Annotated in this window: 27 protein-coding genes; 14 read left to right on the forward strand and 13 right to left on the reverse strand. The window is 57.2% G+C overall.

Features of this window, described 5'->3' with window-relative positions:
• Positions 1–5 precede the first annotated feature (5 nt).
• The 6 genes from WFO70_RS15835 to WFO70_RS15860 form a co-directional block, all read right to left on the reverse strand.
• Positions 6–2,171: a sensor domain-containing phosphodiesterase gene (locus WFO70_RS15835; protein ID WP_337017384.1), complete on the reverse strand. Its 2,166-nt coding sequence runs from the start codon at positions 2,169–2,171 to the stop codon at positions 6–8.
• Between the two features lie 308 nt (positions 2,172–2,479).
• Positions 2,480–3,439: a class 1b ribonucleoside-diphosphate reductase subunit beta gene (gene nrdF / locus WFO70_RS15840; protein WP_337017386.1), complete on the reverse strand. Its 960-nt coding sequence runs from the start codon at positions 3,437–3,439 to the stop codon at positions 2,480–2,482.
• A 9-nt stretch (positions 3,440–3,448) separates the two neighbouring features.
• Positions 3,449–5,593 (reverse strand): class 1b ribonucleoside-diphosphate reductase subunit alpha, encoded by a 2,145-nt coding sequence (gene nrdE / locus WFO70_RS15845; protein ID WP_337017387.1) that lies wholly within the window; start codon positions 5,591–5,593, stop codon positions 3,449–3,451.
• Positions 5,566–5,976, reverse strand: coding sequence for a class Ib ribonucleoside-diphosphate reductase assembly flavoprotein NrdI (gene nrdI, locus WFO70_RS15850; RefSeq protein WP_337017389.1), 411 nt, complete (start codon positions 5,974–5,976; stop codon positions 5,566–5,568). Before nrdI ends, nrdE begins: the two co-directional genes overlap by 28 nt.
• Positions 5,973–6,233: a glutaredoxin-like protein NrdH gene (gene nrdH / locus WFO70_RS15855; protein ID WP_337017391.1), complete on the reverse strand. Its 261-nt coding sequence runs from the start codon at positions 6,231–6,233 to the stop codon at positions 5,973–5,975. The genes nrdI and nrdH overlap by 4 nt, the downstream gene beginning before the upstream one ends.
• A gap of 226 nt (positions 6,234–6,459) precedes the next feature.
• Entirely contained in the window at positions 6,460–6,786 is a 327-nt protein-coding gene (locus tag WFO70_RS15860) for a DUF883 family protein (protein WP_337017393.1), read from the reverse strand.
• Between the two features lie 161 nt (positions 6,787–6,947).
• On the opposite strand from WFO70_RS15860, the gene WFO70_RS15865 reads away from it, so the two are divergent.
• A complete protein-coding gene (locus tag WFO70_RS15865) occupies positions 6,948–7,292 on the forward strand; it encodes a DUF2002 family protein (protein ID WP_337017395.1) in 345 nt (114 codons plus the stop codon).
• 32 nt (positions 7,293–7,324) lie between these two features.
• On the opposite strand, the gene alaE is transcribed toward WFO70_RS15865, so the two are convergent.
• Positions 7,325–7,774 carry an L-alanine exporter AlaE gene (gene alaE, locus WFO70_RS15870; protein WP_337017397.1) on the reverse strand — a complete coding sequence of 150 codons (450 nt, stop codon included), beginning with the start codon at positions 7,772–7,774 and terminating at the stop codon, positions 7,325–7,327.
• Between the two features lie 611 nt (positions 7,775–8,385).
• On the opposite strand from alaE, the gene stpA reads away from it, so the two are divergent.
• Positions 8,386–8,790, forward strand: coding sequence for a DNA-binding protein StpA (gene stpA / locus WFO70_RS15875; protein ID WP_337017398.1), 405 nt, complete (start codon positions 8,386–8,388; stop codon positions 8,788–8,790).
• Between the two features lie 43 nt (positions 8,791–8,833).
• Here the strand turns inward: stpA and WFO70_RS15880 are convergent, their stop codons facing one another.
• Complete coding sequence (locus tag WFO70_RS15880; RefSeq protein ID WP_337017400.1) at positions 8,834–9,013, reverse strand: hypothetical protein; 180 nt, start codon at positions 9,011–9,013, stop codon at positions 8,834–8,836.
• A 222-nt stretch (positions 9,014–9,235) separates the two neighbouring features.
• On the opposite strand from WFO70_RS15880, the gene WFO70_RS15885 reads away from it, so the two are divergent.
• A complete protein-coding gene (locus WFO70_RS15885) occupies positions 9,236–9,394 on the forward strand; it encodes a YqaE/Pmp3 family membrane protein (protein ID WP_333855073.1) in 159 nt (52 codons plus the stop codon).
• On the opposite strand, the gene WFO70_RS15890 is transcribed toward WFO70_RS15885, so the two are convergent.
• Positions 9,391–10,320: a LysR substrate-binding domain-containing protein gene (locus WFO70_RS15890; protein WP_337017404.1), complete on the reverse strand. Its 930-nt coding sequence runs from the start codon at positions 10,318–10,320 to the stop codon at positions 9,391–9,393. The two genes, WFO70_RS15885 and WFO70_RS15890, sit on opposite strands and share 4 nt — an antisense overlap.
• 319 nt (positions 10,321–10,639) lie before the next feature.
• On the opposite strand from WFO70_RS15890, the gene WFO70_RS15895 reads away from it, so the two are divergent.
• The 6 genes from WFO70_RS15895 to WFO70_RS15920 all read left to right on the forward strand — a co-directional run bounded on the left by WFO70_RS15895 (position 10,640) and on the right by WFO70_RS15920 (position 18,252).
• Positions 10,640–11,245, forward strand: coding sequence for an ankyrin repeat domain-containing protein (locus tag WFO70_RS15895; RefSeq protein WP_337017406.1), 606 nt, complete (start codon positions 10,640–10,642; stop codon positions 11,243–11,245).
• Positions 11,246–11,350: 105 nt separating this feature from the next.
• Positions 11,351–12,892 (forward strand): acyl-CoA synthetase FdrA, encoded by a 1,542-nt coding sequence (gene fdrA, locus WFO70_RS15900; RefSeq protein ID WP_337017408.1) that lies wholly within the window; start codon positions 11,351–11,353, stop codon positions 12,890–12,892.
• Positions 12,892–14,307, forward strand: a complete 1,416-nt coding sequence (locus WFO70_RS15905; RefSeq protein WP_337017410.1) for a DUF1116 domain-containing protein — start codon at positions 12,892–12,894, stop codon at positions 14,305–14,307. Before fdrA ends, WFO70_RS15905 begins: the two co-directional genes overlap by 1 nt.
• An 11-nt stretch (positions 14,308–14,318) precedes the next feature.
• Complete coding sequence (locus WFO70_RS15910) at positions 14,319–15,872, forward strand: xanthine permease (RefSeq protein ID WP_337017412.1); 1,554 nt, start codon at positions 14,319–14,321, stop codon at positions 15,870–15,872.
• On the forward strand, positions 15,869–16,816 hold the full coding sequence (locus WFO70_RS15915) for a carbamate kinase family protein (RefSeq protein ID WP_337017414.1): 948 nt from the start codon (positions 15,869–15,871) through the stop codon (positions 16,814–16,816). The genes WFO70_RS15910 and WFO70_RS15915 overlap by 4 nt, the downstream gene beginning before the upstream one ends.
• Positions 16,817–16,863: 47 nt before the next feature.
• Complete coding sequence (locus tag WFO70_RS15920) at positions 16,864–18,252, forward strand: amidohydrolase family protein (protein WP_337017416.1); 1,389 nt, start codon at positions 16,864–16,866, stop codon at positions 18,250–18,252.
• A gap of 83 nt (positions 18,253–18,335) precedes the next feature.
• On the opposite strand, the gene WFO70_RS15925 is transcribed toward WFO70_RS15920, so the two are convergent.
• Complete coding sequence (locus WFO70_RS15925) at positions 18,336–19,256, reverse strand: LysR substrate-binding domain-containing protein (RefSeq protein WP_337017418.1); 921 nt, start codon at positions 19,254–19,256, stop codon at positions 18,336–18,338.
• A gap of 282 nt (positions 19,257–19,538) precedes the next feature.
• Here WFO70_RS15925 and WFO70_RS15930 point away from each other — a divergent pair, with 282 nt between their 5' ends.
• From WFO70_RS15930 to WFO70_RS15945, 4 genes are read left to right on the forward strand one after another with little or no spacing between them, the layout of a single operon-like run.
• Positions 19,539–20,870, forward strand: a complete 1,332-nt coding sequence (locus WFO70_RS15930; RefSeq protein ID WP_337017419.1) for an MFS transporter — start codon at positions 19,539–19,541, stop codon at positions 20,868–20,870.
• Between the two features lie 36 nt (positions 20,871–20,906).
• Positions 20,907–21,656 carry an SDR family NAD(P)-dependent oxidoreductase gene (locus WFO70_RS15935; RefSeq protein WP_337017421.1) on the forward strand — a complete coding sequence of 250 codons (750 nt, stop codon included), beginning with the start codon at positions 20,907–20,909 and terminating at the stop codon, positions 21,654–21,656.
• 12 nt (positions 21,657–21,668) lie between these two features.
• A complete protein-coding gene (locus tag WFO70_RS15940; RefSeq protein ID WP_337017423.1) occupies positions 21,669–22,514 on the forward strand; it encodes a transketolase in 846 nt (281 codons plus the stop codon).
• Positions 22,514–23,512, forward strand: a complete 999-nt coding sequence (locus tag WFO70_RS15945; RefSeq protein WP_114385895.1) for a transketolase family protein — start codon at positions 22,514–22,516, stop codon at positions 23,510–23,512. The genes WFO70_RS15940 and WFO70_RS15945 overlap by 1 nt, the downstream gene beginning before the upstream one ends.
• Before the next feature lie 37 nt (positions 23,513–23,549).
• On the opposite strand, the gene WFO70_RS15950 is transcribed toward WFO70_RS15945, so the two are convergent.
• Positions 23,550–24,152, reverse strand: coding sequence for a short chain dehydrogenase (locus WFO70_RS15950; protein WP_337017425.1), 603 nt, complete (start codon positions 24,150–24,152; stop codon positions 23,550–23,552).
• Positions 24,153–24,250: 98 nt separating this feature from the next.
• Between WFO70_RS15950 and WFO70_RS15955 the strand changes: the two genes are divergently transcribed.
• Entirely contained in the window at positions 24,251–25,132 is an 882-nt protein-coding gene (locus tag WFO70_RS15955; RefSeq protein WP_337017426.1) for a LysR family transcriptional regulator, read from the forward strand.
• A gap of 97 nt (positions 25,133–25,229) precedes the next feature.
• Here the strand turns inward: WFO70_RS15955 and WFO70_RS15960 are convergent, their stop codons facing one another.
• Together WFO70_RS15960 and WFO70_RS15965 are read right to left on the reverse strand one after the other, a co-directional pair.
• A complete protein-coding gene (locus WFO70_RS15960; protein WP_337017427.1) occupies positions 25,230–25,790 on the reverse strand; it encodes an Ail/Lom family outer membrane beta-barrel protein in 561 nt (186 codons plus the stop codon).
• 189 nt (positions 25,791–25,979) lie between these two features.
• The gene (locus tag WFO70_RS15965) at positions 25,980–26,315 is read right to left on the reverse strand and encodes a hypothetical protein (RefSeq protein ID WP_337017429.1); all 336 of its coding nucleotides are present in this window, start codon (positions 26,313–26,315) and stop codon (positions 25,980–25,982) included.
• Positions 26,316–26,456: the final 141 nt, after the last annotated feature.

Raw genomic sequence — 26,456 nt, forward strand, 5'->3', positions numbered from 1 at the left:
ACGTTTTATCCCCCGTAAACTTCGCTGGAATCTGCTTTGTCTTTCATAATGCATTCCAGCGGCAGCGGCTTCGCTATGTAATAGCCCTGCAGATAGTCCACGCCAAGCTGCAATAACAGCGCCTGGTGTGCCTCTGTCTCGACATACTCCGCAACGATGGACATGCCTTTTGCCCGGGCAATATCAATGATCGACTTTACAATCAGCTGATCCACTTTGTTACTGATGATCTCTTTAACGAACATGCCGTCAATTTTGACGATGTCGGCATCAAGGTTTTTTAGCCTTTCATAGTTCGCATAACCGGTGCCAAAGTCATCAATAGCAATTTCAAAGCCATGGTTACGTAAGGATTTAATATTGTTGAGGACATTTCTCTCATTTAAGAACAACTGCTCTTCCGTGACCTCAAAGACAATGTTGTCGGGCTTTTTATTCTTTTTCTCAAACATGAAAATAATGCGTTCCGCCGTATGTTCATCTGCCAGGGTTTCCGGCGTGATATTAAGGGAGAAACGAATCCCCTGGCATGTGGCCAGATTGTCATGATAAAAATCGATAAAGCTCTCCAGCACCTTGAAGTCGAGCAATCCGCACAGACCAAATTCCGTAATCGTCGGGATAAATTTATCCGGCGTCACGATTTTACCGTCGAGCTTCATCCGGCAGAGAATTTCATAATATTGTTTGTCGCTGTGACTATGCTCTATTTTTTGTGCATAGAGCACGATCTCATTACGGAGCAAGGCCTGCTTAAGCTGTTGCACCAACGCGATATCCAGGGTCATGTGTTGCTCGATGAAATCCTGGTTTTTATCAAGCGCACTAATGTGATCCGCGCCTTTGGTGGTCGCCAGATAATCAAGCTCGGAGACAGATTTACTTAAATCAGCGCTCGCGTTGTATGTCACCCACGCCAGGCCGAACGCAACCTCCACGTCACTCACCCGGGCATAGGTTTTGGCCTGATTCAGCTTCTTCAGCAGCTCCTGCAGGACGCTTCTGCCGCCTTTCTCCGGCAGAACAACCAGCAAATCGCCATAAGGAACGGAATAGACACCGCATTTTGCCGGGAGAAACTTTTTCAGTAGATAATAGACGGCGACTTTGGCATTCACCCGGAAGGTAAAGCCAAGATGCTTATCCAGGTTATCGGCAGAAAATATTTTGACGTAACAAAGCATCGCCGGGTAGGTCAGCTGCTGAAGATCTTTGTTCATCAGCAGCAGGTTCGGCAGCATGGTCAGCGGCTCCCGGAAGGCGGCGTTGGTTATTTTAACGTTGGCCTGCTTCAGGTTTCTCTTCATGGTGGCGAGGTAGGCATTGGCGATGGTGAAGACGATAAAAAAGGCGGAGAACGAGGTTAAAAGCTGACCTTTTTCGACAATCTTTATAAACTGCGGGTTGCCGGTAATGAGGATAAAGATGGCAAACGGCCAGGTCAGCGAGATAAACGCCGCACTAAAATTAATCACCCCATACACGAAGGCCAGAAACACCAGCGGAATGGCGTAGCTGGAGATCACCGGGTACTGGCTCACGTTGGTATAGATCAATATCAGCCCGGCAGTAATTATCATCCAGACAATTAAGCGGGCTCGGTTACGTATCTCGAGGATATTCTTTATGCAGAACTTGCGGACATAATTCCATGAGGTGAGGAAGCGTAATAAATAGTACAGGCCAGAGCTAAAGACCACGGCGGGCATCATCAGGCTTTGCAAATTCAGGATCAACAGGCGAATTTCACTGGCCGAAAAGTAATATTGAAAATCATCGGGAATGAAGGTTAGCGCGCCGACAATATACATTGCCGTCTGGGCGAGCAGGGGATAAATAAAGCCAAAACACCACAGCCGGACAAAGATACCTGTACTTTTGGTGATATCAATTCTGGCATAGCGTCCGAGCCTGTTATGTAAAATACACTGCACAATCGCCAGGGGGATCATCAAACTGAGCGTCACCGCCCAGGTTTGGCTGACGTTGAGATTCAGTTCGTGCTGGAAGGAGATATAGGTTGCCAGGGTTAACGCGGGTAATACGCTGGCACCATAAATGCCGACCAGGGCGATAAAAAGGCTGATGGGCAAATAGGCCACATAAATAGTCGTGTGGTCAATCGCCACGCGCGGAGAAAGCTCTCGCAGGAGCGGCAGAAACAGAAGCACGGTAATAAATGTGATCGCCGTGTGAAGTATTTTGCTGCTTTTATGTAAATTATAATGCGTTTTTATAGAATGAAGAGTGATCATCAAATGCTCGCCACAGAGTAAAGTTACCATCAAACAATGTGCAGGCATCCTTTCCAGCTTGATAACATGTATAAAATATGCACATTAATCTTAACGTAAATTTTTCTGTGTGATCATGATCACACGCAATTTTTGGCTTTTAGCGATCACATAAGGCAGTAGCCAATATAAAAAGAGTGGCTACTGCCTTAAAAAATATTAAAAATTCCTGGGTTGCCCAATCCTCAGAAATTCCAGTCCTCGTCCTCGGTCTCGACCGCTTTACCCATCACATACGACGACCCGGATCCCGAGAAGAAGTCGTGGTTTTCGTCGGCGTTCGGCGACAGCGCGGCGAGGATCGCCGGGTTGACCTCCGCCATTTCCGGCGGGAACAGCGCTTCGTAGCCGAGGTTCATCAGCGCCTTGTTGGCGTTGTAGCAGAGGAAGGCTTTCACATCCTCCTCCCAGCCGGTCCCTGCGTACAGCTCGTCGGTATAGGCCAGCTCGTTGTCATACAGATCCATCAGCAGATCCAGCGCAAAGCCTTGCAATGCCTCGCGCTCCGCGGCGCTCACTTTCTCCAGCCCTTTCTGAAACTTATAGCCGATGTAGTAGCCGTGCACCGCCTCGTCGCGGATGATCAGCCGGATCAGATCCGCAGTGTTGGTCAGCTTGCCCCGGCTCGACCAGTACATCGGCAGCCAGAAGCCGGAGTAGAACAGGAACGACTCCAGAAACACGCTGGCGATCTTCTTCTTCAGCGGCTCGTCGGCGCGATAGTGTTCCAGCACCCGCTGGGCTTTGCGCTGCAACGGGATGCTCTCTTCGCTCCAGCGGTAGGCCGCATCCACGTCTTTGGTCTGACAAAGCGTGGAGAAGATCGAGCTGTAGGAGCGGGCATGCACCGCCTCCATAAAGCTGATGTTCGACATCACCGCCTCCTCGTGCGGGGTCAGCGCATCGGCGATCAGCCCGGGGGCACCCACCGTGTTCTGCACCGTGTCGAGCAGCGTCAGGCCGGTGAAGACGCGAATGGTAAGCTGCTGCTCGGCGTGGCTGAGGGTGGCCCAGGCCTGCACATCATTCGACAGGGGCACCTTTTCCGGCAGCCAGAAGTTGCTGGTCAGGCGGTTCCACACCTCCAGATCCTTATCATCTTCAATCTTGTTCCAGTTAACGGCCTGAACCCGTGACAGTTTCATCCTCTCTCCTTACAGCGCGCAGGACACGCAGCCTTCTGTTTCGGTGCCTTCCAGCGCAAGCTGGCGCAGGCGAATGTAGTACAGGGTCTTGATCCCTTTCTTCCAGGCGTAGATCTGCGCTTTGTTGATATCGCGGGTGGTGGCGGTGTCCGGGAAGAACAGCGTCAGCGACAGCCCCTGGTCGACGTGCTTTGTCGCCTCGGCGTAGGTATCGATAATCTTTTCCGGGCCAATCTCATAGGCGTCCTGATACAGGGCCAGGTTGTCGTTGGTCATAAAGGGGGCAGGGTAGTAGACGCGCCCGGTTTTACCCTCTTTGCGGATCTCAATTTTCGAGACGATAGGGTGAATGCTCGAGGTGGCATGGTTGATATACGAGATCGACCCGGTGGGCGGCACCGCCTGCAAATTCTGGTTGTAGATGCCGTACTGCATCACGTCCTCCCGCAGCTGTTGCCACATCTCCCGCGTCGGCAGGGTCACGCCCGCCCGGGCAAACAGGGCGCGCACCTTCTCCGTTTTCGGCTGCCAGTCGTTCTCCAGATACTGATCAAAGTACGTCCCGCTGGCGTAGCGCGACTGGTCAAAGCCCGCGAAGCGCTGCCCCTTTTCCCGGGCCAGCATCATCGAGGTATGCAGGGCGTGCCAGGTGATGGTGTAGAAATAGAGGTTGGTGAAATCCAGCCCCTCCGGGCTGCCGTAGGCGATCCCCTCCCGCGCCAGATAGCCGTGGAGGTTCATCTGTCCGAGGCCGATGGCGTGGGAGGCGGCATTCCCGGCCTCCACCGACGGCACGCTGCGGATGTGGCTCATGTCCGACACCGCCGACAGGCCGCGTACCGCGGTCTCGACGGTGCGGCCAAAGTCCGGGGAGTCCATGGTGTGGGCAATGTTCAGCGAGCCCAGATTGCAGGAGATATCGTGCCCGACCCGGGTGTAGTCCAGATCCTCGTCATAGGTCGAGGGGCTGTTGACCTGCAAAATCTCCGAGCACAGGTTGCTCATGTTAATGCGCCCGGCAATGGGGTTGGCGCGGTTCACCGTGTCTTCGAACATGATGTACGGATAGCCGGACTCAAACTGGATCTCCGCCAGCCGCTGGAAGAACTCCCGGGCGTTGAGCCAGGATTTACGGACCCGCGGATCCGCCACTAGCGTGTCGTACAGCTCGCTCACCGCCACATCGCCAAAGGGTTTGCCGTAGAGGCGCTCCACGTCATAGGGGGAGAACAGCGCCATCTCAGCGTTCTCCTTCGCCAGCTGGAAGGTGATATCCGGGATCACTACCCCCAGCGACAGGGTTTTGATGCGAATTTTTTCGTCGGCGTTTTCCCGTTTGGTATCAAGGAACCGCAGGATATCCGGGTGATGGGCATGAAGATAGACCGCCCCGGCCCCCTGGCGCGCCCCCAGCTGATTGGCGTAGGAGAAGGCATCTTCCAGCATTTTCATCACCGGGATCACCCCGGAGGACTGGTTCTCAATCCGCTTGATCGGCGCGCCCGCTTCCCGCAGGTTCGAGAGTAAAAACGCCACTCCGCCGCCGCGTTTGGAGAGCTGTAACGCCGAGTTCACGGCGCGGCCAATTGACTCCATATTGTCTTCAATACGCAGCAGGAAGCAGGAGACCAGCTCCCCGCGCTGGGCCTTGCCGCAGTTGAGGAAGGTGGGCGTCGCGGGCTGGAAGCGTCCGGCGAGCATCTCGTCGGTGAGCTGGCGGGCGAGGGATTCATCCCCCTGGGCGAGGGTCAGGGCCACCATCACCACCCGATCCTCAAAGTGTTCGAGATACTGTTTGCCGTCGAAGGTTTTCAGCGTGTAGCTGGTGTAGAACTTCCATGCGCCGAGGAAGGTCTGGAAACGAAAACCGCTGGCGTGGGCGTGAGCAAACAGCGCCAGCACGAAGGCAGGATCGAAGCGTGCCAGCACCTTTGGATCGTAATAGCTCTCGCTGACCAGATAATCGAGACGCGCCTGCGGGCTGGCAAAGGTCATGCTGTTAGGGTCGACGTGGGCGTTAAAAAAGGCGTCCACCGCCTCACGATCTTTGCTGAACTGGATTTTCCCGTCGCGATCGTACAGGTTCAGCATGGCGTTCAACGCATGGAAATCGGTCGATCGCTGCATTACGCGCTCTGCGGTTGTCGTTGCCAAAATTCGTTCACTCCTTTACGCACGTTGTCGACGTCCTGCTCCGTCCCCATCAGCTCGAAGCGATACAGGTACGGCACGCCGCATTTTTGTGAGATGACATCCCCGGCGCGGCCAAACGCCTCGCCGAAGTTACGGTTGCCGGCGGCTATCACCCCACGGATAAGCCGCCGGTTATGCGGATCGTTGAGAAAGCGGATCGCCTGACGCGGTACCGCCCCGGCCGTTCCGCCCCCGCCGTAGCTGGGCACCACCAGAATAAAAGGCTCGTCTACCTGGATCCGCTCCCGCTCGTTCAGCGGGATGCGCACGGCGGGCAGCCCGACGCGCGTGATAAAGCGGTGCGTGTTCTCCGAGCTGCTGGAGAAGTAGACGAGCAGGCTCATGCCCGGGCGGCCTGGGCAGGCTGGGGCAGACGGTTAATCAGGTCCGGACGAAAACCGGACCAGCGTGTCTCCCCGGCGATCACCACCGGCAGCTGACGAAATCCCCCGGCGCGGAGGGTCTCAGCCGCGTCCGGCACCAGGTCAACATTCACCAGTTCAAAGGCGATGCCGCGGCTCTCCATCGCGCGTTTGGTGGCATGGCACTGCACACAGTCGTTTCGAGTGTAAATAATAATGCGCATGATTCGTATTTCCATCTAGAATAGGATTCCGACGCCAGTTAGGGCGTCACCAGGAGTCTGTCTTGCTAAAGGGAATACTAGATGTAGTTGTCGTAAGTTTCAACCATACAAGATATGGGAATTTCAGCGAGATTATCTGCCGGTGATGGGATTAGCGGGAGAGGGCGCTTGCGGACTTAAAAAAGAAAAACCCCCACACCGCAGGGCATGGGGGCAAAGGAGGATAGAGCCGGATCGGAGATTATTTACGCAGGGCGAGCAGTGCGCCGATAAAGATCCCCACCGCAGCGACGGTCCCTACCGCACACACTGGACGTTCACGGATAAAGGTGCTGGCGCAGCCGATGGCATCGCAGGCGGCCTGCTTGCCGGTGGAGCGACCCTGCAGACGGTCACGGGTTTCACGCAGCAGCGATTTAGCTTTACGTCGGGCGTCGTCCGCTTCGTCCTTCGCATCCGATCCCCAGGATTTCAATACGCTTTCCAGCGAATCCGCTAATTTCCTGACATCGTTATGGATATCCTGAACATCGTCGTCAACATCGTTTCGGTTTGAACGGTTAAACATATGCTTCTCCCTTGTATTTGCGGTAATTAACAGTTTAGACCACCTTTTTAATATCTGAAGCCGGTCACGGCTTATCAGGCCGTTTATGGATTTTTCTGAAAGCCCTGCTAATGCTCAATACGGTAAGGTTGCCCCGCAGGAAATGATAACGAGGAAAGAATATGTATTTACGACCCGATGAGGTTGCGCGCGAACTTGAAAAAGCGGGATTTACCGTGGATGTGGTAACCCCAAGAGCATACGGGTACCGTCGTGGCGATAATTATGTTTATGTGAACCGCGAAGCCCGTATGGGGCGCACGGCGCTGATCATTCACCCGACGCTGAAAGAGAGAAGTCTTTCCTTTGCGGAGCCTGCTTCAGAGATAAAAACCAGCGACCATTATCAGCAGTTCCCGCTCTATTTAGGGGGCAATAATCAGGAACATTATGGTATTCCGCATGGCTTCAGTTCCCGCATGGCGCTGGAACGCTTTCTGAAAGGCCTGTTTGGCGACGCGCAATAACAACGCGGCTGGCTTTCGCCAGTCGCTGTGGTTTACGCCTTGACCTGATGATACTGGCTGACTTTAAACAGACGTCGGCAGTAATCGAGGAAATAGCCGTAGACCGCACCCATCATCATCGACACCACGATATTGGAACTGACCGCCGCGGCGATCTGATGCCAGTCGGCACCTACCGTTAGCAGGATCGCGACATACACCGGTGACTGAAAAGTGACATAGGCCACCACGTCCGCCAGATTTTTCATCCAGCCTGTCGGCGAATAGCGACGGGCAAGACGCATCACCGCATCGCGATAGAAACCGTATGGCCATGCAATAAGGATATTCACCGGAACGGCCACCAGACGGGAAGAAAGCGACTGCTCGAAGCTCATTCCGGAGAGGAATATTTCAATCAGCATGTTCACCACCGAACAGTAGACCACCATGGCAAAGGTATCCGCTACCGCGTGACGCAGGCGAGACTGCCGAGAGAACATGTCCTGACTCCTTGAAGGTCGTATAACAGAGAGGCTAAAGCAGGTTGGGTTAGTGCTTTAGTTTGGATTATTTTTCGTGTATAGCGTATCTCTCTGCATTGAAACCTACAATTAGCGATAAATTTTTATTTAAAGGCGTTTTGTCCCTAAAATTCTCTAAACGAATCGGTTTTGCCAGCGCGGCGGCATTTTCTCTTCGGTTATTTGTTTTTTCATTTATAAACAAGATGTTGCGTTTTTATTTTTCAACGACTGGCATGTGCTGTGCCGGGAGGGAAAAGGTGCTGCATTTTACTTGCCGGTTATGCTGTCAATTTAAGGTTGGTCAGCGAGAAAATCTGAAAAGGCGGTATTGGTTTTATGCACCATAACTGAATGGGTATGCGTGATTCGTCAATTTCCCTTAAAACGTTCAGGAATTAAATAATCATTAAACTGTTTATCAGGATAAATCATACAAAAAGTGAAGCATCGCGCGTTATATTTTCTTTATTTCATTTAATTTGACATAAATTATATTTTCGTGCTCTGTTGTCTGGATGTTCATAAACAAATGAATTACCATGGCCGCTATTGCTTATTTTATCGACTTGAAAAGGTTTTCATTTAATATGACTTCGCAATTACAGATTCTTAATAATATTCGTACTCTTCGCGCCGCGGCGCGTGAATTCTCGCTTGAAGTGCTGGAAGACATGCTCGAAAAGCTGCGCATCGTCACGGAAGAAAAACGTAATGAACAGGCTGAAGTCGAACAGCAGCGTGCCGAGCAGAGTGAGAAAATTAACGCCCTGCTGGAGAAAATGAAAGCCGACGGTATTTCAGCAGAAGATCTGCTGGGTTCCAATCTGCTGAACACCCCGGCACAGCCGAAAAAACGCCAGGCGCGTGCGGCAAAATATCGCTTTACCGATGTCGACGGTCAGGAAAAAACCTGGACCGGTCAGGGTCGTACGCCGAAGCCAATTGCTATGGCTCTGGCAGAAGGTAAATCACTGGATGATTTCCTGATTTAATCCCTGTATATCGGGCGGAATAACCCCGCCCGGTAGCCGCTGCTTAGCAGACGCCAAAATCACCCTCTTCTTTATACAGCGTTACGTCCGCTGCTTTCAGGGTAAATTTCTCCCCCTGCTCGTTACTCGCCTGCACCACGACAACCTGATCTTCATGCACTTCGATCACTTTCAGTTTCGGGCCGCCCATGCGCGGTTGTACATAATCGCCTACAGAAAACATAGTTATCTCCTCGTGATGGTTTCGACCCTAACATTAGCCCAGGCGCAGGGCAGGGTACAGCGTCCCGGACGGAATACTCCTGAATTTCCAGCCTAAAGCTGCGTAAAGAGGGTAAAAGAGGGTAAAACTCCACGCCAACGGTGGCAGCTCTGCGTAGACTCGCTACGCTTAGAGGTAAAATCTCTTTTGTTACAATGACCTGACTGCTTGTATGGAGAATCTATGGGTTTCTGGCGTATCGTTATCACTATTCTGCTTCCCCCGCTTGGCGTGCTGATCGGCAAAGGGTTCGGCTGGGCGTTTATCCTCAACATCATCCTGACGCTGCTGGGCTATATTCCCGGCCTTATCCACGCGTTCTGGGTGCAGAGCCGCAGCTAATTTCGCCACAGTAAATCACTGTAGATCCCGGTCAGCACCCCGTCAGGGGCAAATTGCTGTTTGATCCAGCGGGTGACCTGACCGGTAGCCGCATGCTGCGTGGCGAGCAGCATGCGCGAGTCCTGGCGCGGGTTGTTAATGCGCCGCGTCACCAGTAATCCCGCCTCTACCGCCTCTCTCGCCATATGCTCCGGTAAAAACCCAATCCCTTCGCCCAGAATCTGACACTGGCACTTGGTATTAAAATCCGGGACCAGAATGGCCTCCTGGCCGTGCAGCAGCCAGCCCACCTTTTTGTTGATGGTATGCGCCGTGTCTTCGACCATGATATTGGGGTACAGCCGCAGCTGGCTCTCGGCCAGCGGCTCCGGTGCCAGCGCCAGCGGGTGCTCCGGGGCGATGGCGAACACCCAGCGGATGGCACCAATCTCGGTGTAATCGATCCCGCCGCCGTCGAGCAGGGTATCCGGCGCACCGATGGCGATATTGGCCTGGTTATTGATGATCGAATCCCAGACGCCGTTATACACCTCGGTGGTGACGGTGATCTGGCAGGTGGGGAACTGCTTTTTCAGCACCTGTAGCAGGCGGGCGGTATGGCGTGGGGTGTAGAGCAGCTGGTTGATACAGATCCGCACCCGGGTCTCAATCCCCTGCGAGATAGTGTCGATCCCGCGCTTGATGGCGTGGAAGTCATTCAGCAGGTCTATGGCTTTGCGGTAGAAGTAGAAGCCGGATTCGGTCAGCTCGATGCTGCGGGTGTTACGCACAAACAGCACCACGTCGAGGCCGGTCTCCATCCGCTTGATGGTGTAGCTGATGGCCGAGGTGGTCACCCCCAGCTCGGTGGCGGCTTTGCTGAAGCTGCCAAAACGCGCCGCAGTGGTAAAGGCCAGCAGGTTCTCTTCGGTAAAGATGGAATTCATATTATGGCTCCCGGCACCCATCAGTTTTGAACATATTTTAACAAAGTAGTTACAACGCATTTGACGCCGGTCACAGTTCTGCTAATTTGCTGCGGGCCGCGCGGCGCAAGGGCTGCGTAAACATAAGCAGAATGCAATTTAAGGGCTTAAAAAGCGGTAAAACATAAGGAAAAGGTTGCACAGACGCACGTTTTGACTCCACTGTTGAATTTACATCAATAATGAATTGGCTGTCGATGAATCCTTTTTAAGCGGATTCTTTTCTGACCAGGCCGTTGCTATGCTCAGTCCATCAGAAAGGAAAACCAGGAGTGTGGATATGTCCAGCAATGAGCTCGTTACTGAATTTCTGCTAGCCGCCGAACAGGGAAATGCCGACGCATTAAAAGCCTGTCTGGAGAAAGGGGTGGATATTAACGCCACCAACCGACAGAAAAGAACCGCCGTTATTATTGCCAGCCTGAATAAACATTATCCCTGCGTGGAATTGCTGATTGCCGCCGGGGCCAATATCGACCAGCAGGATCAGACCTGTTTCAACCCGTTCCTCATCAGCTGCCTGACCAACGATCTCACCCTGCTGCGCCTGGTGCTGCCAGCCAGGCCGGACCTCGACCGCCTGACCCGTTTTGGCGGCGTGGGCATCACCCCGGCCAGCGAAAAAGGCCATCTGGAGGTGGTGCAGGAGCTGCTGACCCACACCGACATCAACGTCAACCACACCAACTTCGTGGGCTGGACGCCGCTGCTGGAGGCCATCGTCCTCAATGACGGCGGTGCCCGCCAGCAGGCCATCGTCAAGCTGCTGCTCGACCACGGCGCCAACCCGCACATGACCGACAAATACGGCAAATCCCCCCTCGAACTGGCGCGGGAAAAAGGCTTCAGCGAGATCGCCGATCTGCTGATCGCCGCCGGCGCGTAATACCCCCGGCCAGCCGTTTCGCGCTGGCCTGCACGAAAACCAGCCTTTTCCATCATGCCTGCGGGCGTGATGTGGCCCCCTTTTGCCCGCATCCAGGAGGACGTTATGCCCAGCAAAATCGTTATAAAAAAGAATACTTATTTTGATTCCGTATCGCTGATGTCGGTTTCCACCAAAGCCAATAAACTGCCCGGCGTGGAGCAGGCCTTTGTCGCCATGGCTACCGAAATGAATAAAGGCGTCTTAAAAAATCTCGGCCTGTTGACCCCGGAATTAGAAGAGGCCAAAAACGGCGACCTGATGATCGTCATTAAAGGCGAGGCCGCCAACGACGAAACCCTGGCCGCCATCGAAGCCCTGTTCACCCGTAAAGAGAGCGCGGGCAGCCATGAAGCGCGCTACGCCACCCTCGCCAGCGCCAAAACCCACCGTCCTGACGCCAACCTGGCGGTGATTTCCGTCAACGGCACCTTTGCCGCCCGCGAGGCGCGTCAGGCGCTGGAGAACGATCTCAACGTGATGCTGTTCTCCGATAACGTCTCCCTCGACGACGAGCTGGCGCTCAAGCAGCTGGCCCACGAGAAAGGGCTGCTGATGATGGGGCCAGACTGCGGCACCGCCATCATTAACGGGGCCGGGCTGTGCTTTGCCAACGCGGTGCGCCGCGGGCCGATTGGTATCGTCGGCGCGTCCGGCACCGGCAGCCAGGAGCTGAGCGCGCGCATCCACGAGTTCGGCGGCGGGATCTCCCAGCTGATCGGCACCGGCGGGCGCGATCTGAGTGAAAAAATCGGCGGCCTGATGATGCTCGACGCCATCGCCATGCTGGAGGCGGACGACGCCACCCAGGTCATCGCCCTGATCTCCAAACCCCCAGCCCCTGCGGTGGCTGAAAAAGTGCTGGCCCGCGCCCGCGCCTGCCGCAAACCGGTGGTGGTCTGCTTCCTCGGTCGCAATCAACCTCCTGCCGATGAAGAGGGCCTGCAGTTTGCCCGCGGCACCAAAGAGGCGGCGCTGAAAGCGGTTCTGCTCACCGGCATCAAAAAAGAGTCGCTGGATCTGCACCCGCTCAACTGGCCGCTGATCGAAGAGGTACGCGCCCGCCTGACCCCGCAGCAGAAGTACATTCGCGGTCTGTTCTGCGGCGGCACCCTGTGCGACGAAGCCATGTTCGCCGCGCTGGAAAAGTACGACGACGTCTACAGCAACATTCAGCCGGATCCGGCTAAGCGCCTGAGTGATATCAACGTCAGCCAGGCCCACACCTTCCTCGACTTTGGCGACGACGACTTCACCAACGGCAAGCCGCACCCGATGATCGACCCGACCAACCGCATCAGCCGCCTGCTGCAGGAGGCGCGGGATCCGGAGGTGGGCGTCATCGTGATGGACTTCGTCCTCGGGTTCGGATCCCATGAAGATCCGGTGGGCGTGATGATCGAGGCGATCAAGGAGGCGCAGGCCATTGCGAAGGCGGATAACCGTCCTCTGGAAATTCTCGGCTACGTGCTCGGCACCGACCAGGATACCCCGTCCCTGACCCAGCAGTGCCAGCTTCTGACCGATGCGGGCGTGATCTGGGCCAGCAGCAGTACCAACACCGGATTACTGGCACGTGAATTTGTCTGCAAAGGGGAGAAAGCATAATGACCACCTTATTTAACCAGCCGCTGAACGTAATTAACGTCGGCATTGCGATGTTCAGCGACGACCTGAAAAAACAGCACGTCCCGGTTACCCACCTCGACTGGACCCCGCCGGGGCAGGGCAATATGCAGGTGGTGGAAGCTCTCGATCAGCTGGCGGCTAAACCCCTGGCGGAGAAAATCGCTGCTGCTAACAAGATTGCGCTGGAGCGCATTATCCAGTCCCACCCGGTGCTGGTGGGCTTCGATCAGGCCATCAACGTAGTGCCGGGCATGACCCGCGCCACCATCCTGCACGCCGGTCCGCCGGTGGCATGGGAAAACATGTGCGGCGCGATGAAGGGCGCGGTCACCGGGGCGTTGGTGTTTGAAGGGCTGGCGACAGACCTGGACGACGCGGCGCGGCTGGCGGCCTCAGGCGACATCACCTTCTCGCCGTGCCACGAGCACGACTGCGTGGGCTCGATGGCGGGCGTCACCTCGGCATCGATGTTTATGCACATCGTTGAGAACAAAACCTACGGCAACCGCGCGTTCACCAACCTCAGCGAGCAGATGGCGAAGATCCTGCGCATGGGGGCCAACGACCAGAGCGTCATTGACCGTCTGAACTGGATGCGCGACGTGCTCGGCCCGATGCTGCGCGACGCCATGAAGATCATCGGCGAAATCGACCTGCGCCTGATGCTGGCCCAGGCCCTGCACATGGGCGACGAGTGCCACAACCGCAACAACGCGGGCACCACGCTGCTGATCCAGGCCCTGACGCCGGGGCTGATCCAGGCGGGCTATCCGGTGGAACAGCAGCGCCAGGTGTTCGAGTTTGTCGCCAGCAGCGACTACTTCTCCGGCCCGACCTGGATGGCGATGTGCAAAGCCGCGCTGGACGCAGCCCACGACATCGAGTACAGCACCGTGGTCACCACCATGGCGCGCAACGGCTACGAGTTTGGCCTGCGCATCTCCGGCCTGCCGGGGCAGTGGTTCACCGGCCCGGCGCAGCAGGTGATTGGCCCGATGTTCGCGGGCTATAAGCCGGAAGACTCCGGGCTGGATATCGGCGACAGCGCCATCACCGAAACCTACGGCATCGGCGGTTTTGCCATGGCAACGGCCCCGGCGATTGTCGCCCTGGTAGGCGGCACGGTAGAAGAAGCCATCGACTTCTCCCGCCAGATGCGTGAGATCACCCTCGGCGAAAACCCCAACGTCACCATTCCGCTGCTGTCGTTTATGGGCATTCCCACCGCCATCGACATCACCAAAGTCGCGGGCAGCGGCATTCTGCCGGTGATCAACACCGCGATTGCCCACAAGGACGCCGGGATCGGCATGATTGGGGCGGGCATCGTTCACCCGCCGTTTAGCTGTTTTGAAAAGGCGCTGTTAACCTTCCGCGATCGCTACTTCCTATAAGGTAAGCATCCATGAAAAGCATGAAACTGGAGTGGAAAAGAGGTGACTGGGCGGCGTACTTCGGGTTAATGACCAACAACCTGACGAACCTGCTGACCATGATGGGGCTGCTCATTTTTGTCGTCGGCATCCCGAAAGAGATTGTTTATGGACGTATTGCGCCAGCCTTCGGGCTGGCGGTACTGGTGGCGAGCGTCTGCTACGCGTGGTTCGGCCTGCAGATGGCGCGCCAGACCGGGCGTAACGACGTGACCGCACTGCCGTCGGGGCCGAGCGCCCCGTCGATCTTTACCGTGACCTTCCTGGTGCTGATGCCGGTCTATCAGCAGACCGGCGACGCGGATTTCGCCATCCAGATCGGTCTGGTGTGGTGCTTCGTGGAGGCGATGATCCTCGCGGGCGGCTCCTTCCTCGGGGAAACTATCCGCAAGATGATCCCGCGTACCGTGCTGCTGTCGTGCCTCTCCGGTCTGGGTCTGCTGCTGCTGGCGATGAACCCGATGCTGCAGGCGTTCGAAGCGCCGACGGTGTCGTTCATCGTGCTGCTGCTGATCTTCATCAACTGGTTTGGCAAAAAGCCGATCTTCGCCCGCATCCCGACCGGTCTGCTGCTGCTGATCGCCGGTACCGCGCTGGCGTGGATCTCCGGCCTGCAAAGCCCGGAAGCGATCAAGGCCTCGATGTCCTCCTTCGGCTTTAACCCGCCGGAAGTGCATATCGACAGCTTTATGCAGGGGCTGCCGCACGCGCTGCCGTATCTGGCCTCTGCCGTGCCGCTGGGGCTGGCGAACTACATCTTTGACCTCGAGAACATCGAAAGCGCCCACGCGGCGGGAGATGAGTACCCGACCCGCAAGGTAATGCTGGCCAACGGTCTGGCATCGATGCTCGGCTGCCTGATGGGCAACCCGTTCCCGGTGACGGTCTACGTCGGCCACGCGGGCTGGAAAGCGATGGGGGCGAGCATCGGCTACACGCTGGCCTCCGGCGTGACCATGTTCATCGTGCCGCTGTTCGGGCTGGGGGCCTTTATGCTCGCCATCATCCCGATGACCGCCATCGTGCCGATTCTGGTGTTTATCGGCGTGGTCACCGCCAACCAGGTGGTGAGGGAGACGCCCAAAGTGGAGGTGCCCGTCATCTTTATCTGTCTGTTCCCGTGGATCGCCAACTGGGCGCTGACCATGATGAACAGCGTGATGGGGGCGGCGGGCACCAACGCGGCGAAGATCGGTACCGACGTGCTGCACAGCAAAGGGATCTACTACGAAGGGCTGATGCATCTCGGCAACGGCGCACCGCTCGCCAGCATGCTGTGGGGCTGTATCGCCATCTTCGCCATCATCAACAAACCGCTGCGCGGTGCGGTCGCCGCCGCGGTCGGTGCGCTGCTGGCTCTGTTCGGGGTGATCCACGCTCCGGTGGTCGGCTTCGCCGAGGGCAGCTCCCTGACCTTCGTCACCGCCTACCTGATGATGAGCGGCATGTTTGTGGTGAAACACTACCTCGATAGCCGTGAAGCGGCGAGCGTTGAACCTGCCCCTGTTGCGAAGGAAAACCTATGAAAGAGCTTATGGTCGTCGCCATCGGCGGCAACAGCATTATCAAAGACAACGCCAGCCAGTCGATTGAGCACCAGGCGCAGGCGGTGAAAGCGGTCGCGGAATCGGTGCTGGAGATGCTGGCCTCGGACTATGACATCGTCCTCACCCACGGCAACGGGCCGCAGGTGGGGCTGGATCTGCGCCGGGCGGAAATCGCCCACGAGCGGGAAGGGCTGCCCCTGACCCCGCTGGCGAACTGCGTGGCCGATACCCAGGGCGGGATCGGCTACCTGATCCAGCAGGCGCTCAACAACCGCCTCGCCGCCCGCGGCGAGCAAAAGGCGGTGACGGTGGTCACCCAGGTTGAGGTCGATAAAAACGACCCCGGCTTTACCCACCCGACTAAACCGATTGGCGCCTTCTTCAGCGAAGCCCAGCGGGATGAACTGCAACGCGCCCATCCCGACTGGCATTTCGTCGAGGATTCGGGTCGGGGATATCGCCGCGTGGTGGCCTCGCCCCAGCCGGTGCGCATCGTCGAAGCCGACGCCATCAAAGCCCTGACGCAAAAAGGCTTTGTGGTGATTGGCGCGGGCGGCGGCGGCATTCCGGTGGTGCGTACCGAACAGGGCGACTACCAGAGCGTGGATGCGGTGATCGACAAAGATCTCTCCACCGCGCTACTGGCCCGCGAGATCCACGCCAACGTGCTGGTGATCACCACCGGCGTCGAGAAGGTGTGCATCCACTTCGGCAAGCCCAACCAGCAGGCGCTGGAGACGGTGAGCGTGGCGCAGATGACGCGCTACATGGAAGAGGGCCACTTCCCGGCGGGCAGTATGCTGCCGAAAATCGTCGCCTCGCTGGAATTTCTGCACCACGGCGGCACGCGGGTGATCATCACCTCGCCGGACTGCCTGCCTGCGGCGCTGCGTGGCGAGACCGGGACCCATATCCTGGCTTAACCCCGGCGGGCTTTCCGCCCGCCGCGAGACAATAAAAGGACAAGACAATGAGTGAAAATAAAAGCCGCCGGGAGTTTCTCAGCCAGAGCGGCAAAATCGCCACCGCTGCCACCGCCTGCGCGCTGTTTGGCGCGACCGGATCCGTCGCGTATGCTGCTGACACCGCAAAACCGACCTGCGAGACGGGCAAACCGATGAACATCACCGCGACACATTACTATCTGGACAACGTGCTGCTGGAGGCCGGGTTTAATTTCGACGGCGACGTAGCCGCCAGCACCCGCACCGAGCTGAAAACGCTGGAGATTCACGACGGGAAAATCGTCGCCCTGCGCGACAATAAAAGCCACGCCGACGCCACGCTGCCGCACTACGATGGCGGCGGCAAGCTGCTGCTCCCGGCGATGCGCGACATGCACATCCATCTGGATAAGACCTTTTACGGCGGCCCGTGGCGCTCGCTCAACCGCCCGGCGGGCACCACCATTCAGGACATGATCCGCCTCGAGCAAAAACTGCTCCCGGAACTGCAACCTTATACCCAGGAGCGGGCGGAAAAGCTGATCGACCTGATCCAGTCGAAGGGCTCCACCATCGCCCGCAGCCACTGCAACATCGAGCCCACCTCCGGGCTGAAGAACCTCGAGAATTTGCAGGCGGTTTTATCGCGCCGTAAACCCGGCTTTGACTGTGAAATCGTCGCCTTCCCGCAGCACGGGCTGTTGCTCTCGAATTCAGAAAAGCTGATGCGCGAGGCGATGCAGGCCGGGGCGCACTACGTCGGCGGGCTGGACCCGACGAACGTCGATGGCGCGATGGAGAAGTCCCTCGACCTGATGTTCCAGATTGCGCTGGATTACGACAAAGGGGTCGATATTCACCTGCACGAAACCAGCCCGGCGGGCGTCGCGGCGGTGAACTACATGGTGCAAACCGTGGAGAAAACCCCCGAGCTGAAGGGCAAGCTGACCATCAGCCACGCCTTTGCCCTGGCGACGCTTAACGAGCAGCAGGTGGACGAGATCGCCACCCGCATGGCTGCGCAGCAGGTGACCATCGCCTCCACCGTGCCGATTGGCACCCTGCATATGCCGCTCAAGCAGCTGCGGGATAAAGGGGTGTTTGTGATGACGGGCACCGACAGCGTGATCGACCACTGGTCGCCGTACGGTCTGGGTGACATGCTGGAAAAAGCCAACCTCTATGCCCAGCTCTATATCCGCCCGAACGAGCAGACGCTCTCCCGCGCTTTAGGTATCGCCACCGGCGACGTGCTGCCGCTGAACGACAAAGGCGAACGCGTATGGCCGAAAGCCGGGGATGCCGCCAGCTTTGTGCTGGTGGACGCCTCCTGCTCCGCCGAAGCGGTAGCGCGCATCTCCCCGCGCACCGCGACCTTCCATAACGGCAACCTGGTGTGGGGTACGGTGGGCTGATGTTGTGCCGGGTGGCGGCTACGCCTTACCCGGCCTACGATTCGCGGCTTTTGTAGGCTGGGTAAGCGAAGCGCCACCCGGCATTACAGATGATAGCCCGACAGCCGCAACTCCCGGTCAATCCACTCGACAAACTGCTGGATCTTCCAGCTGCGCTCGTTCATGTGCGGCATCACCAGGTGATGGGCGTTAATGGCGATCCCCATGCTGTCCGGCAGGACCTGCACTAGCGAGCCATCGTTCAGGTGATCGGTGGCCATCATTTTGCTTTCAAGAATAAATCCCAGCCCCATGCGCGCCGCCTCAAAGCTCATATAAGAGCGATCGAAGCTCAGGCTGAAGTTGAGCCAGGGCCGGTCGATATTGTGCCAGGCGAACCACTTCTCCCAGTTCACCAGGGTGCTGGTGGATGAAATCAGCTCCTGCTGTAAGAGCGCCTGCGGAGACGGTACCGGATGCTCACGCAGGTAATCCGGCGAGGCCAGCACCACCAGTGCATCATTTTTAATGGTCATCACCCGGTAGGCGTCCCAGTCCGGGATGCCGTGGCGAATATCAATATCGATGTTATCCCTGGCGAACTGCAGGTTCTCATAAGAGCAGGTGAGGTTGAGGATGATATCGGGATATTCGGCGCGGAACTTGCCCAGGCGGCGCAGCAGCCAGGATAAACCGAAGGTCGGGGAGGAGTGCACGCGCAGCACCGCGTTCTCCTTCTCTTTGATCACCTGCTCGGTGGCGCGCCCGATGGCGCTCATTGCCGCCGAGACCTCCCGCAGATACTTCTCTCCGGTAGGCGTCAGGGTGACCCCCTTGCCGCTGCGGATAAACAGCTTTTTGCCCATCCAGGACTCCAGAGAGGCGATCTGATGGCTCACCGCCGAAGGGGTGACGTTCAGCTGCTCGGCCGCCAGGTGAATGCTCAGGGAGTTAGCGACCGCAATAAAAGACTGAATGTTTCGCAGCGAAGGGATGGATAGCGTCTGGCGATCCTGCGCGGGCATAACCGGTTCTCCTTGAGGATGTTGCGGTAAAAAAACATAACATCCAGGCCCTCCAGCGGCAATATTATTGCGGCTGAATGGATTAAACAGGATCGCCGCCACATTTTTCGAAAAACCGATATCCCCACAAACGAAGCCGTTATTTTTATGACACACTTCGCGAATCAAATTTATCTCAGCAATAAATGAGTTTTATTGAATGGTGTTTCAAACGTAAGCCGATATATTGAGTTTGAACGCGAAATTAAAACGACTCACGTTGTTCGAATAATGAGGTAAAACATGTCTCGTATAGAACAAGCTGTCCCCTACATAGCCACTAAAAAAACCAATTACCGCTTCGTGGTGCTGGCGTTAATATTTATTGTGTATGCCATTAATTATGCAGACAGAACCAATATTGGCGCGGTACTTCCTTTTATCATCGATGAATTTCATATCAATAATTTCGAGGCCGGCGCCATCGCCAGCATGTTTTTTTTAGGTTATGCCCTGAGCCAGATCCCGGCGGGCTTTTTTATTGCTAAAAAAGGCATTCGCGGCATGGTGGCACTGTCGATATTTGGCTTCTCTGCCTTCACCTGGCTGATGGGCACCGCCACCTCGGTGCTGGGGCTGAAGTTTATCCGCCTCGGGCTCGGCCTGACGGAGGGACCCTGCCCGGTGGGGCTGGCCTCCACCATCAATAACTGGTTCCCGCCGAAGGAGAAAGCCACCGCCACCGGCGTCTATATCGCCGCCACCATGTTTGCGCCAATCCTGGTGCCGCCGCTGGCGGTGTGGATCGCCATGACCTGGGGCTGGCGCTGGGTCTTCTTCTCCTTCGCCATTCCGGGGCTGGTGATTGCCGTGCTCTGGTATCTGCTGGTGCGTACCCGTCCTGCAGAGAGCCCGATGGTCTCTAAAGCCGAGCTGGAGACCATCGTCGGGGGACAAAACGCAGCGGAAACCCGCCGGGAAAACATCGTGATTGAACCGCGCTTTAACCGGCTCGACCGGCTGATTCGTGTGCGCGAGCTGGCCCCGATAGGCACGGTGAAAGGGCTCTTCACCTCGAAGAATATACTTGGCGACTGCGTGGCCTACTTCATGATGGTGAGCGTGCTCTACGGTCTGCTGACCTGGATCCCGCTCTACCTGGTCAAAGAGAAAGGCTTTACCTTCATGAGCATGGGGCTGGTGGCCAGCATGCCCTGCATCGGCGGCTTTATCGGGGCGATTTTCGGCGGCTATGTTTCGGACAAGCTGCTGGGGCGCCGCCGTAAGCCGACCATGATGTTTACCGCCATCAGCACCGTATTGATGATGGTCATCATGCTCAATATTCCGCAAAGCACCGTGGCGGTGTGCATGGGACTCTTCTTTGTTGGCCTGTGCCTGAATATCGGCTGGCCCGCTTTTACCGCCTACGGCATGGCGGTAGCGGACAGTAAAACCTATCCCATCGCCGCATCCATTATTAACAGCGGCGGTAATCTCGGCGGATTTGTTTCGCCAATGCTGGCGGGTTATCTGCTGGATAAAACAGGAAGTTTTAATTCCGTCTTTATTTATTTCGGTATTTGCGCAGCCATTGGATTATTAATGATTACCCTGCTGGAAGAGCCGAAATAATAAATTAAACACCTCTCAATATTATGGAGTAAATATATGCTACTGAAAGATAAAGTCGCCGTTATTACCGGCGCGGCTTCCGTACGCGGTTTGGGGTTCGCCACGGCAAAACTCTATGCCGAACAGGGCGCGAAGGTGGTCATTATTGATTTAGATGCAGAGGCCAGTAAGCAGGCGGCGGCAAGCCTGGGCGAAGGGCATCTGGGGCTGGCGGCGAACGTCAGCAACGAGTTGCAGGTTAACGCCGCTATCGAGCAGGTGCTGGGCAAATACGGGCGGATCGATATTCTGGTCAATAACGCCGGCATCACCCAGCCTATTAAGCTGATGGATATTAAGCGCGAAAACTATGACGCGGTGCTGGATGTCAGCCTGCGCGGCACGCTCTTAATGTCCCAGGCCGTCATTCCCACCATGCGCGCCCAGCAGTCCGGCAGCATCGTCTGCATCTCCTCGGTGTCGGCCCAGCGCGGCGGCGGCATCTTCGGCGGGCCGCATTACAGTGCCGCCAAAGCGGGCGTGCTGGGGCTGGCGAAGGCGATGGCCCGCGAACTGGGGCCGGACAACGTGCGGGTTAACTGCATCACCCCGGGGCTGATTCAGACCGACATCACCGCCGGCAAACTCTCGGACGAGATGAAAACCGCCATTCTGGCGGGCATTCCGCTTAACCGCCTCGGCGACGCGCAGGATATCGCCCGCGCCGCGCTGTTCCTCGGCAGCGATCTCTCCTCTTACTCCACCGGCATCACCCTCGATGTCAACGGCGGCATGCTGATCCACTAAGGAGACAGGATTATGACTGATACCACGATTCAACAGGTCGCCGCCGCCGCGTGGCGCATCCGCCGCTACGCCCTGCGGATGGGCGAAGTGCAGGGGCAGGGCTATATCGGCCAGGCGCTGGGCTACGCGGACGTGCTGGCCACCGCCTTTGCCCACGGCATGACCTTCAGGCCCGACGAGCCGGAGTGGGAAGGGCGCGACCGCTTTCTGCTCTCCCACGGCCACTACGCCATCGCCTGCTACGCGGCGCTGATCGAGGCGGGCATTATTCCCGAAGAGGAGCTGGAGACCTACGGCTCCGACGACAGCCGCCTGCCGATGTCCGGCATGGCCACCTATACGCCGGGCATGGAGATCTCCGGCGGCTCGCTGGGGCAGGGATTGAGCATCGGCGTGGGTATGGCTCTGGGGCTGAAGCACAAGGGGAGTGATGCCTGGGTGGTGAACTCCATGTCCGATGGCGAACTGGACGAGGGCTCCACCTGGGAAGCGGCGATGTCCGCCGCCCACCACGGCCTGTCGAACCTGATCGTGCTGGTGGATATCAACCGCCAACAGGCCGACGGCAACTCGCACAAAATCCTCGGCTTTGAGCCGCTGGAAGATAAGTGGACCTCGTTTGGCTGGTACGTGCAGCGGGTCAACGGCAACGACGTGCCGGCGCTGGTGGCGGCGTTTGATAACGCGAAGCGCTATCCGGAGAATCAGCCCCGCGTCATCCTCTGCGACACTCTGATGGGCAAAGGCGTACCTTTCCTTGAGCAGCGCGACAAGAACCATTTTATCCGCGTGGACGCTGACGAGTGGCAAAAAGCGCTCGCGGTGCTGGACGCGAACAAACCGGAAGGAGTGCAGTGATGAGCCAGACCACCGAGAAAAAACCGCGTTTAACCACCTCAGCGATGATCGCCTCTATTGCCGAAGAGGGGCAGGAGACCCGCGCCGCGCCCTTCGGCCACGCGCTGGTGAAGCTGGCAGAGCAGCGCCCGGAGATCGTCGGCATGACGGCGGATCTGTCGAAATACACCGACCTGCATATCTTTGCCCAGGCGCACCCGGAACGCTTCTTCCAGATGGGGATGGCGGAACAGCTGCTGATGGGCGCTGCCGGCGGGATGGCGAAAGAGGGCTTTATTCCCTTCGCCACCACCTACGCGGTGTTTGCCACCCGCCGCGCCTATGATTTTATTCATCAGGTGATTGCCGAAGAGCACCTGAACGTGAAGATCTGCGCGGCGCTGCCGGGATTGACCACCGGTTACGGCCCCAGCCATCAGGCGACGGAAGATCTCGCCATCATGCGCGGCATTCCGGGCATGACGATTATCGATCCCTGTGACGCGATAGACACCGAGCAGGCGGTGCCGGCCATGGCAGAGCACGATGGCCCGGTCTATATGCGCCTGCTGCGCGGCAAGGTGCCGGTGGTGCTGGACCAGTACAACTACCAGTTCAAAATCGGCAAAGCCGCGCTGCTGGAGGAGGGAAGCGACGTACTGATTATCGCCTCCGGCCTGATGACCATGCGGGCGCTGGAGGCGGCGAAGCAGCTGCGTAAAGACAACATCAGCGTGGCGGTGCTCCACTCGCCCACCATCAAGCCGCTAGACGAAGAGACCATACTGGCGCAGGCGGCGAAGCCGGGCAGGCTGGTGGTGGTGGCGGAAAACCACAGTAGCGTGGGTGGCCTGTGTGAGGCGGTGGCGTCACTGCTGATGCGTAACCGGGTGCACGTCGATTTTGATACCGTCGCCCTGCCGGATGCCTTCCTCGACGCCGGTGCGCTGCCGACCCTGCACGACCGCTACGGGATCTCCACCGCGGCGATGGTGGAAAAAATCCGCCGCAGGCTCTGACCCTGACCGGGGCGAGGCCGACTCGCCCCGGATATCCTCAGTAACCCACCTTATACACCCGCCCGCTCTGCACTCCCTCCACGCTGCGGCGATAGGCCAGGGCCACGGTTGCGGCGGGCACGCTTTCGAAGCCCGGGAAGAAACCGTCGTAGGCTTCGGCGGATTCGGTGAGCACCGTCGGGCTAATCAGGTTGATGCGGATCCCGCGCGGTAACTCGCAGGCGGCGGCGCGGACAAAGCCCTCCAGCGCAGCGTTTACCGTGGTGGCATTCACCCCCTGGGCAATGGGCTCGTGGGCCACAATCCCGCTGATCAGGGTTATCGATCCGCCTTCATTCAGGTAGTGCTGCCCGGTCAGCGCCAGCCGCACCTGACCCAGTAATTTGTCCTGTAACCCTTGGTTAAACTGGCTGTCGGTCATGGTAGAGAGCGGGCCAAAGTGCAGCCCGCCGCTGGCGGAAACAATCGCATCCACCGGGCCGATCTTCTCGAACAGCGCCTGCACGCTGGCCTGGGAGGTGATATCCACCTGATGATCGCCTTTCGTGCGACCTACGCGAATAACCTCATGACGACGACTCAACTCTTCTGTAACGGCCTGACCGACCGTACCGCTGGCACCAATAATGACGATTTTCATAGCCGACTCCTGTGTGTTGTGAGCCCTCATTGTTTAATAAATAAAAAGGCAGATAAACTGGGCTAAAGTTAGAACATTGCTAACCAGGGGTTTGTAATATGGATAAATTTCGCGGCATGGAGACTTTTATCGCGGTGGTGGAGAGCGGCAGCTTCACCGGGGCCGCCGCGCGGCTGGAGATGTCGGCGGTGATGGTCGGAAAGTACATCGCGCAACTGGAGGCCCGGCTCGGCACCCGGCTGCTGGAGCGCAATACCCGCCGTCAGAGTCTGACCGACGCCGGACGGGTCTGGTTTGACGAGGCAAAGCGGGTCCTCGAGCAGGTCGCCATCGCCGAAAGCTCGGTGGAGCGCCTGCGTACCGCCCCCGCGGGCACGCTGCGGGTGACCGCGCCCACCTCGTTCGGCGGGTGCGTGATTGCCCCGCTGACCGCCACCTTTTTGCAGCGTTTCCCGGAGGTACGCGTCGAGCTGGATCTCACTAACCGGATGGTCGATCTGGTGGAGGAGGGGGTGGATCTGGCAATCCGCATTGGCGACATCCACACCGAGGATCTGGTGGCGAAATACCTCTGCCCGTACCGGATGGTGATTTGCGCCGCGCCGGACTATTTAGCCCGTCACGGCACGCCGCAAACGCCGGACGATCTGGTGGATCATCTCTGTTTGTCCCACACGGTCTGGACCGCGCGCAACGAGTGGCGGCTGCCGGGCGTGGAAGGGGAGGTGCGCTGGAAGCGCGATGCGATTTTGCGCTGCAACGACGGGTACGGGCTGCGGATGGCGGCGATTGCCGGGGCGGGATTGCTGTTGCAACCGGAGGTGCTGGTGGCGGACGAGCTGGCGAGTGGTCGGCTTATACGCGTGTTAGAAGGTTACACACCACAACCCCGACCGGTGCATCTTTTGTGGCGTCAGGACTTACGGCCTTTGCCGAAATTAACCCAGTTTATCGCCCATATTATGCAAGCCGGGGAATAGTGCGGTCTGTAACGCCCGGCGGCGCTGCGCTTGCCGGGCCTACAAAACCCCGAACCGCACCGACCCGTAGGCCGGGTAAGGCATCAGGCCGCACCAATCAGAAACGATAACCTACGCCCACATTCCAGCCGTTGATCCCGTAATCATCACCCAGGTCTGCCGTGGTGCCTTCGTAACCGACGTGGATCGCCAGTTCAGGCGTGGCGTTGAACTGCAGGCCCGCCCCGTAGGCGAAGGAAGTGGATTTGTCATCGATGCCGTCGCGCTGGGTATAGTTGTCGCCGCCGTTCACCCAGGTCGTGTGGCCGTCAGCTTTCACGCGGGCCACACCGCCCAGCGCATACAGGGAAACGAACTCATTCAGGCGATAAGCCGGGCCTGCCATCAGGGAGTAGTATTTCACTTCGATATGGTTTTTAACGGAGTCAGAGAAGAGGTAATAATGCTCGTCCTGATCGCCGCTCATATAGGTAAATGAACCCACCAGGCTGACCGGGGAATCCCACTCATAGCGATACTGAACGTTCACGCCACGAATATTTTTAAAGTCTTCAACGTTACTCTGCGCATAACCCACAGAGACGGTCTGATTATCCGCCAGAGCCGCGCCGCTTGTCAGAGTTGCCGCAACCCATACCGCCAGAGCTATTTTTTTCATTTTCCGTAATCCATGTTGTCGTTTTTTATAGATGAAGCCAGATATATCCCCAAACCATGCTGGAGATACGCCACCGCAAATAAAGCGATAAAATTGTTGGTTTTTTTGCCAGGGGATGAAATAGGGAATAATCTTAAAGGCCGGAATAGTCCTGGAATTTGCCTCCCCTATATTGGTAGGGTCTGGCGCTTAGTTGTCATATTTAAAGTTAATAACGATCCTGAGCGTTTCAACATCGACCGTTATTTCACAGGCGTGCCAGAAAGAGGGCTGTTGTGATGAGATGTTATCAACAAAAAATCTCCTCAGCTCAACCAGAAGGTCCAGCAAATCAGCATTAGCTTGTGCGCCTGCAGTAAACCAGTTTGTCTCACCTGAGGTGCTGGAAACATAATCAAATTCACATTTGCAGTGATCATCTTCGGGCGACAGCTCAGCGCGCGCGATGATTTTTGCGGCGTTATCGGGTGCTGCGGCTATTAAGACCGAGCCAATATCATTATAAATAGCCTGGGAATCGCGCATATTTTTCTATCCCTTATTCCGTCATTGTTGAGCACTTAATTACATTTTCCCGTGGGCGCTTTAAGCGGCCCGCACTGGTCGAAGCCCAGCACCACGCATCCGCTCAGAAAAATAGTGATGCCGGGGATAAGATGTTTCATT

Source organism: Leclercia sp. AS011, from assembly GCF_037152535.1.
Lineage (GTDB): Bacteria > Pseudomonadota > Gammaproteobacteria > Enterobacterales > Enterobacteriaceae > Enterobacter.

Coding starts and splice junctions, on each gene's coding strand:
- nrdF (WP_337017386.1), bottom strand. CDS start 3,439: ATGAAACTGTCACGGGTTCAGGCCGTTAACTGGAACAAGATTGAAGAT.
- nrdI (WP_337017389.1), bottom strand. CDS start 5,976: ATGAGCCTGCTCGTCTACTTCTCCAGCAGCTCGGAGAACACGCACCGC.
- nrdH (WP_337017391.1), bottom strand. CDS start 6,233: ATGGAAATACGAATCATGCGCATTATTATTTACACTCGAAACGACTGT.
- WFO70_RS15860 (WP_337017393.1), bottom strand. CDS start 6,786: ATGTTTAACCGTTCAAACCGAAACGATGTTGACGACGATGTTCAGGAT.
- WFO70_RS15865 (WP_337017395.1), top strand. CDS start 6,948: ATGTATTTACGACCCGATGAGGTTGCGCGCGAACTTGAAAAAGCGGGA.
- alaE (WP_337017397.1), bottom strand. CDS start 7,774: ATGTTCTCTCGGCAGTCTCGCCTGCGTCACGCGGTAGCGGATACCTTT.
- stpA (WP_337017398.1), top strand. CDS start 8,386: ATGACTTCGCAATTACAGATTCTTAATAATATTCGTACTCTTCGCGCC.
- WFO70_RS15880 (WP_337017400.1), bottom strand. CDS start 9,013: ATGTTTTCTGTAGGCGATTATGTACAACCGCGCATGGGCGGCCCGAAA.
- WFO70_RS15885 (WP_333855073.1), top strand. CDS start 9,236: ATGGGTTTCTGGCGTATCGTTATCACTATTCTGCTTCCCCCGCTTGGC.
- WFO70_RS15890 (WP_337017404.1), bottom strand. CDS start 10,320: ATGAATTCCATCTTTACCGAAGAGAACCTGCTGGCCTTTACCACTGCG.
- WFO70_RS15895 (WP_337017406.1), top strand. CDS start 10,640: ATGTCCAGCAATGAGCTCGTTACTGAATTTCTGCTAGCCGCCGAACAG.
- fdrA (WP_337017408.1), top strand. CDS start 11,351: ATGCCCAGCAAAATCGTTATAAAAAAGAATACTTATTTTGATTCCGTA.
- WFO70_RS15905 (WP_337017410.1), top strand. CDS start 12,892: ATGACCACCTTATTTAACCAGCCGCTGAACGTAATTAACGTCGGCATT.
- WFO70_RS15910 (WP_337017412.1), top strand. CDS start 14,319: ATGAAAAGCATGAAACTGGAGTGGAAAAGAGGTGACTGGGCGGCGTAC.
- WFO70_RS15915 (WP_337017414.1), top strand. CDS start 15,869: ATGAAAGAGCTTATGGTCGTCGCCATCGGCGGCAACAGCATTATCAAA.
- WFO70_RS15920 (WP_337017416.1), top strand. CDS start 16,864: ATGAGTGAAAATAAAAGCCGCCGGGAGTTTCTCAGCCAGAGCGGCAAA.
- WFO70_RS15925 (WP_337017418.1), bottom strand. CDS start 19,256: ATGCCCGCGCAGGATCGCCAGACGCTATCCATCCCTTCGCTGCGAAAC.
- WFO70_RS15930 (WP_337017419.1), top strand. CDS start 19,539: ATGTCTCGTATAGAACAAGCTGTCCCCTACATAGCCACTAAAAAAACC.
- WFO70_RS15935 (WP_337017421.1), top strand. CDS start 20,907: ATGCTACTGAAAGATAAAGTCGCCGTTATTACCGGCGCGGCTTCCGTA.
- WFO70_RS15940 (WP_337017423.1), top strand. CDS start 21,669: ATGACTGATACCACGATTCAACAGGTCGCCGCCGCCGCGTGGCGCATC.
- WFO70_RS15945 (WP_114385895.1), top strand. CDS start 22,514: ATGAGCCAGACCACCGAGAAAAAACCGCGTTTAACCACCTCAGCGATG.
- WFO70_RS15950 (WP_337017425.1), bottom strand. CDS start 24,152: ATGAAAATCGTCATTATTGGTGCCAGCGGTACGGTCGGTCAGGCCGTT.
- WFO70_RS15955 (WP_337017426.1), top strand. CDS start 24,251: ATGGATAAATTTCGCGGCATGGAGACTTTTATCGCGGTGGTGGAGAGC.
- WFO70_RS15960 (WP_337017427.1), bottom strand. CDS start 25,790: ATGAAAAAAATAGCTCTGGCGGTATGGGTTGCGGCAACTCTGACAAGC.
- WFO70_RS15965 (WP_337017429.1), bottom strand. CDS start 26,315: ATGCGCGATTCCCAGGCTATTTATAATGATATTGGCTCGGTCTTAATA.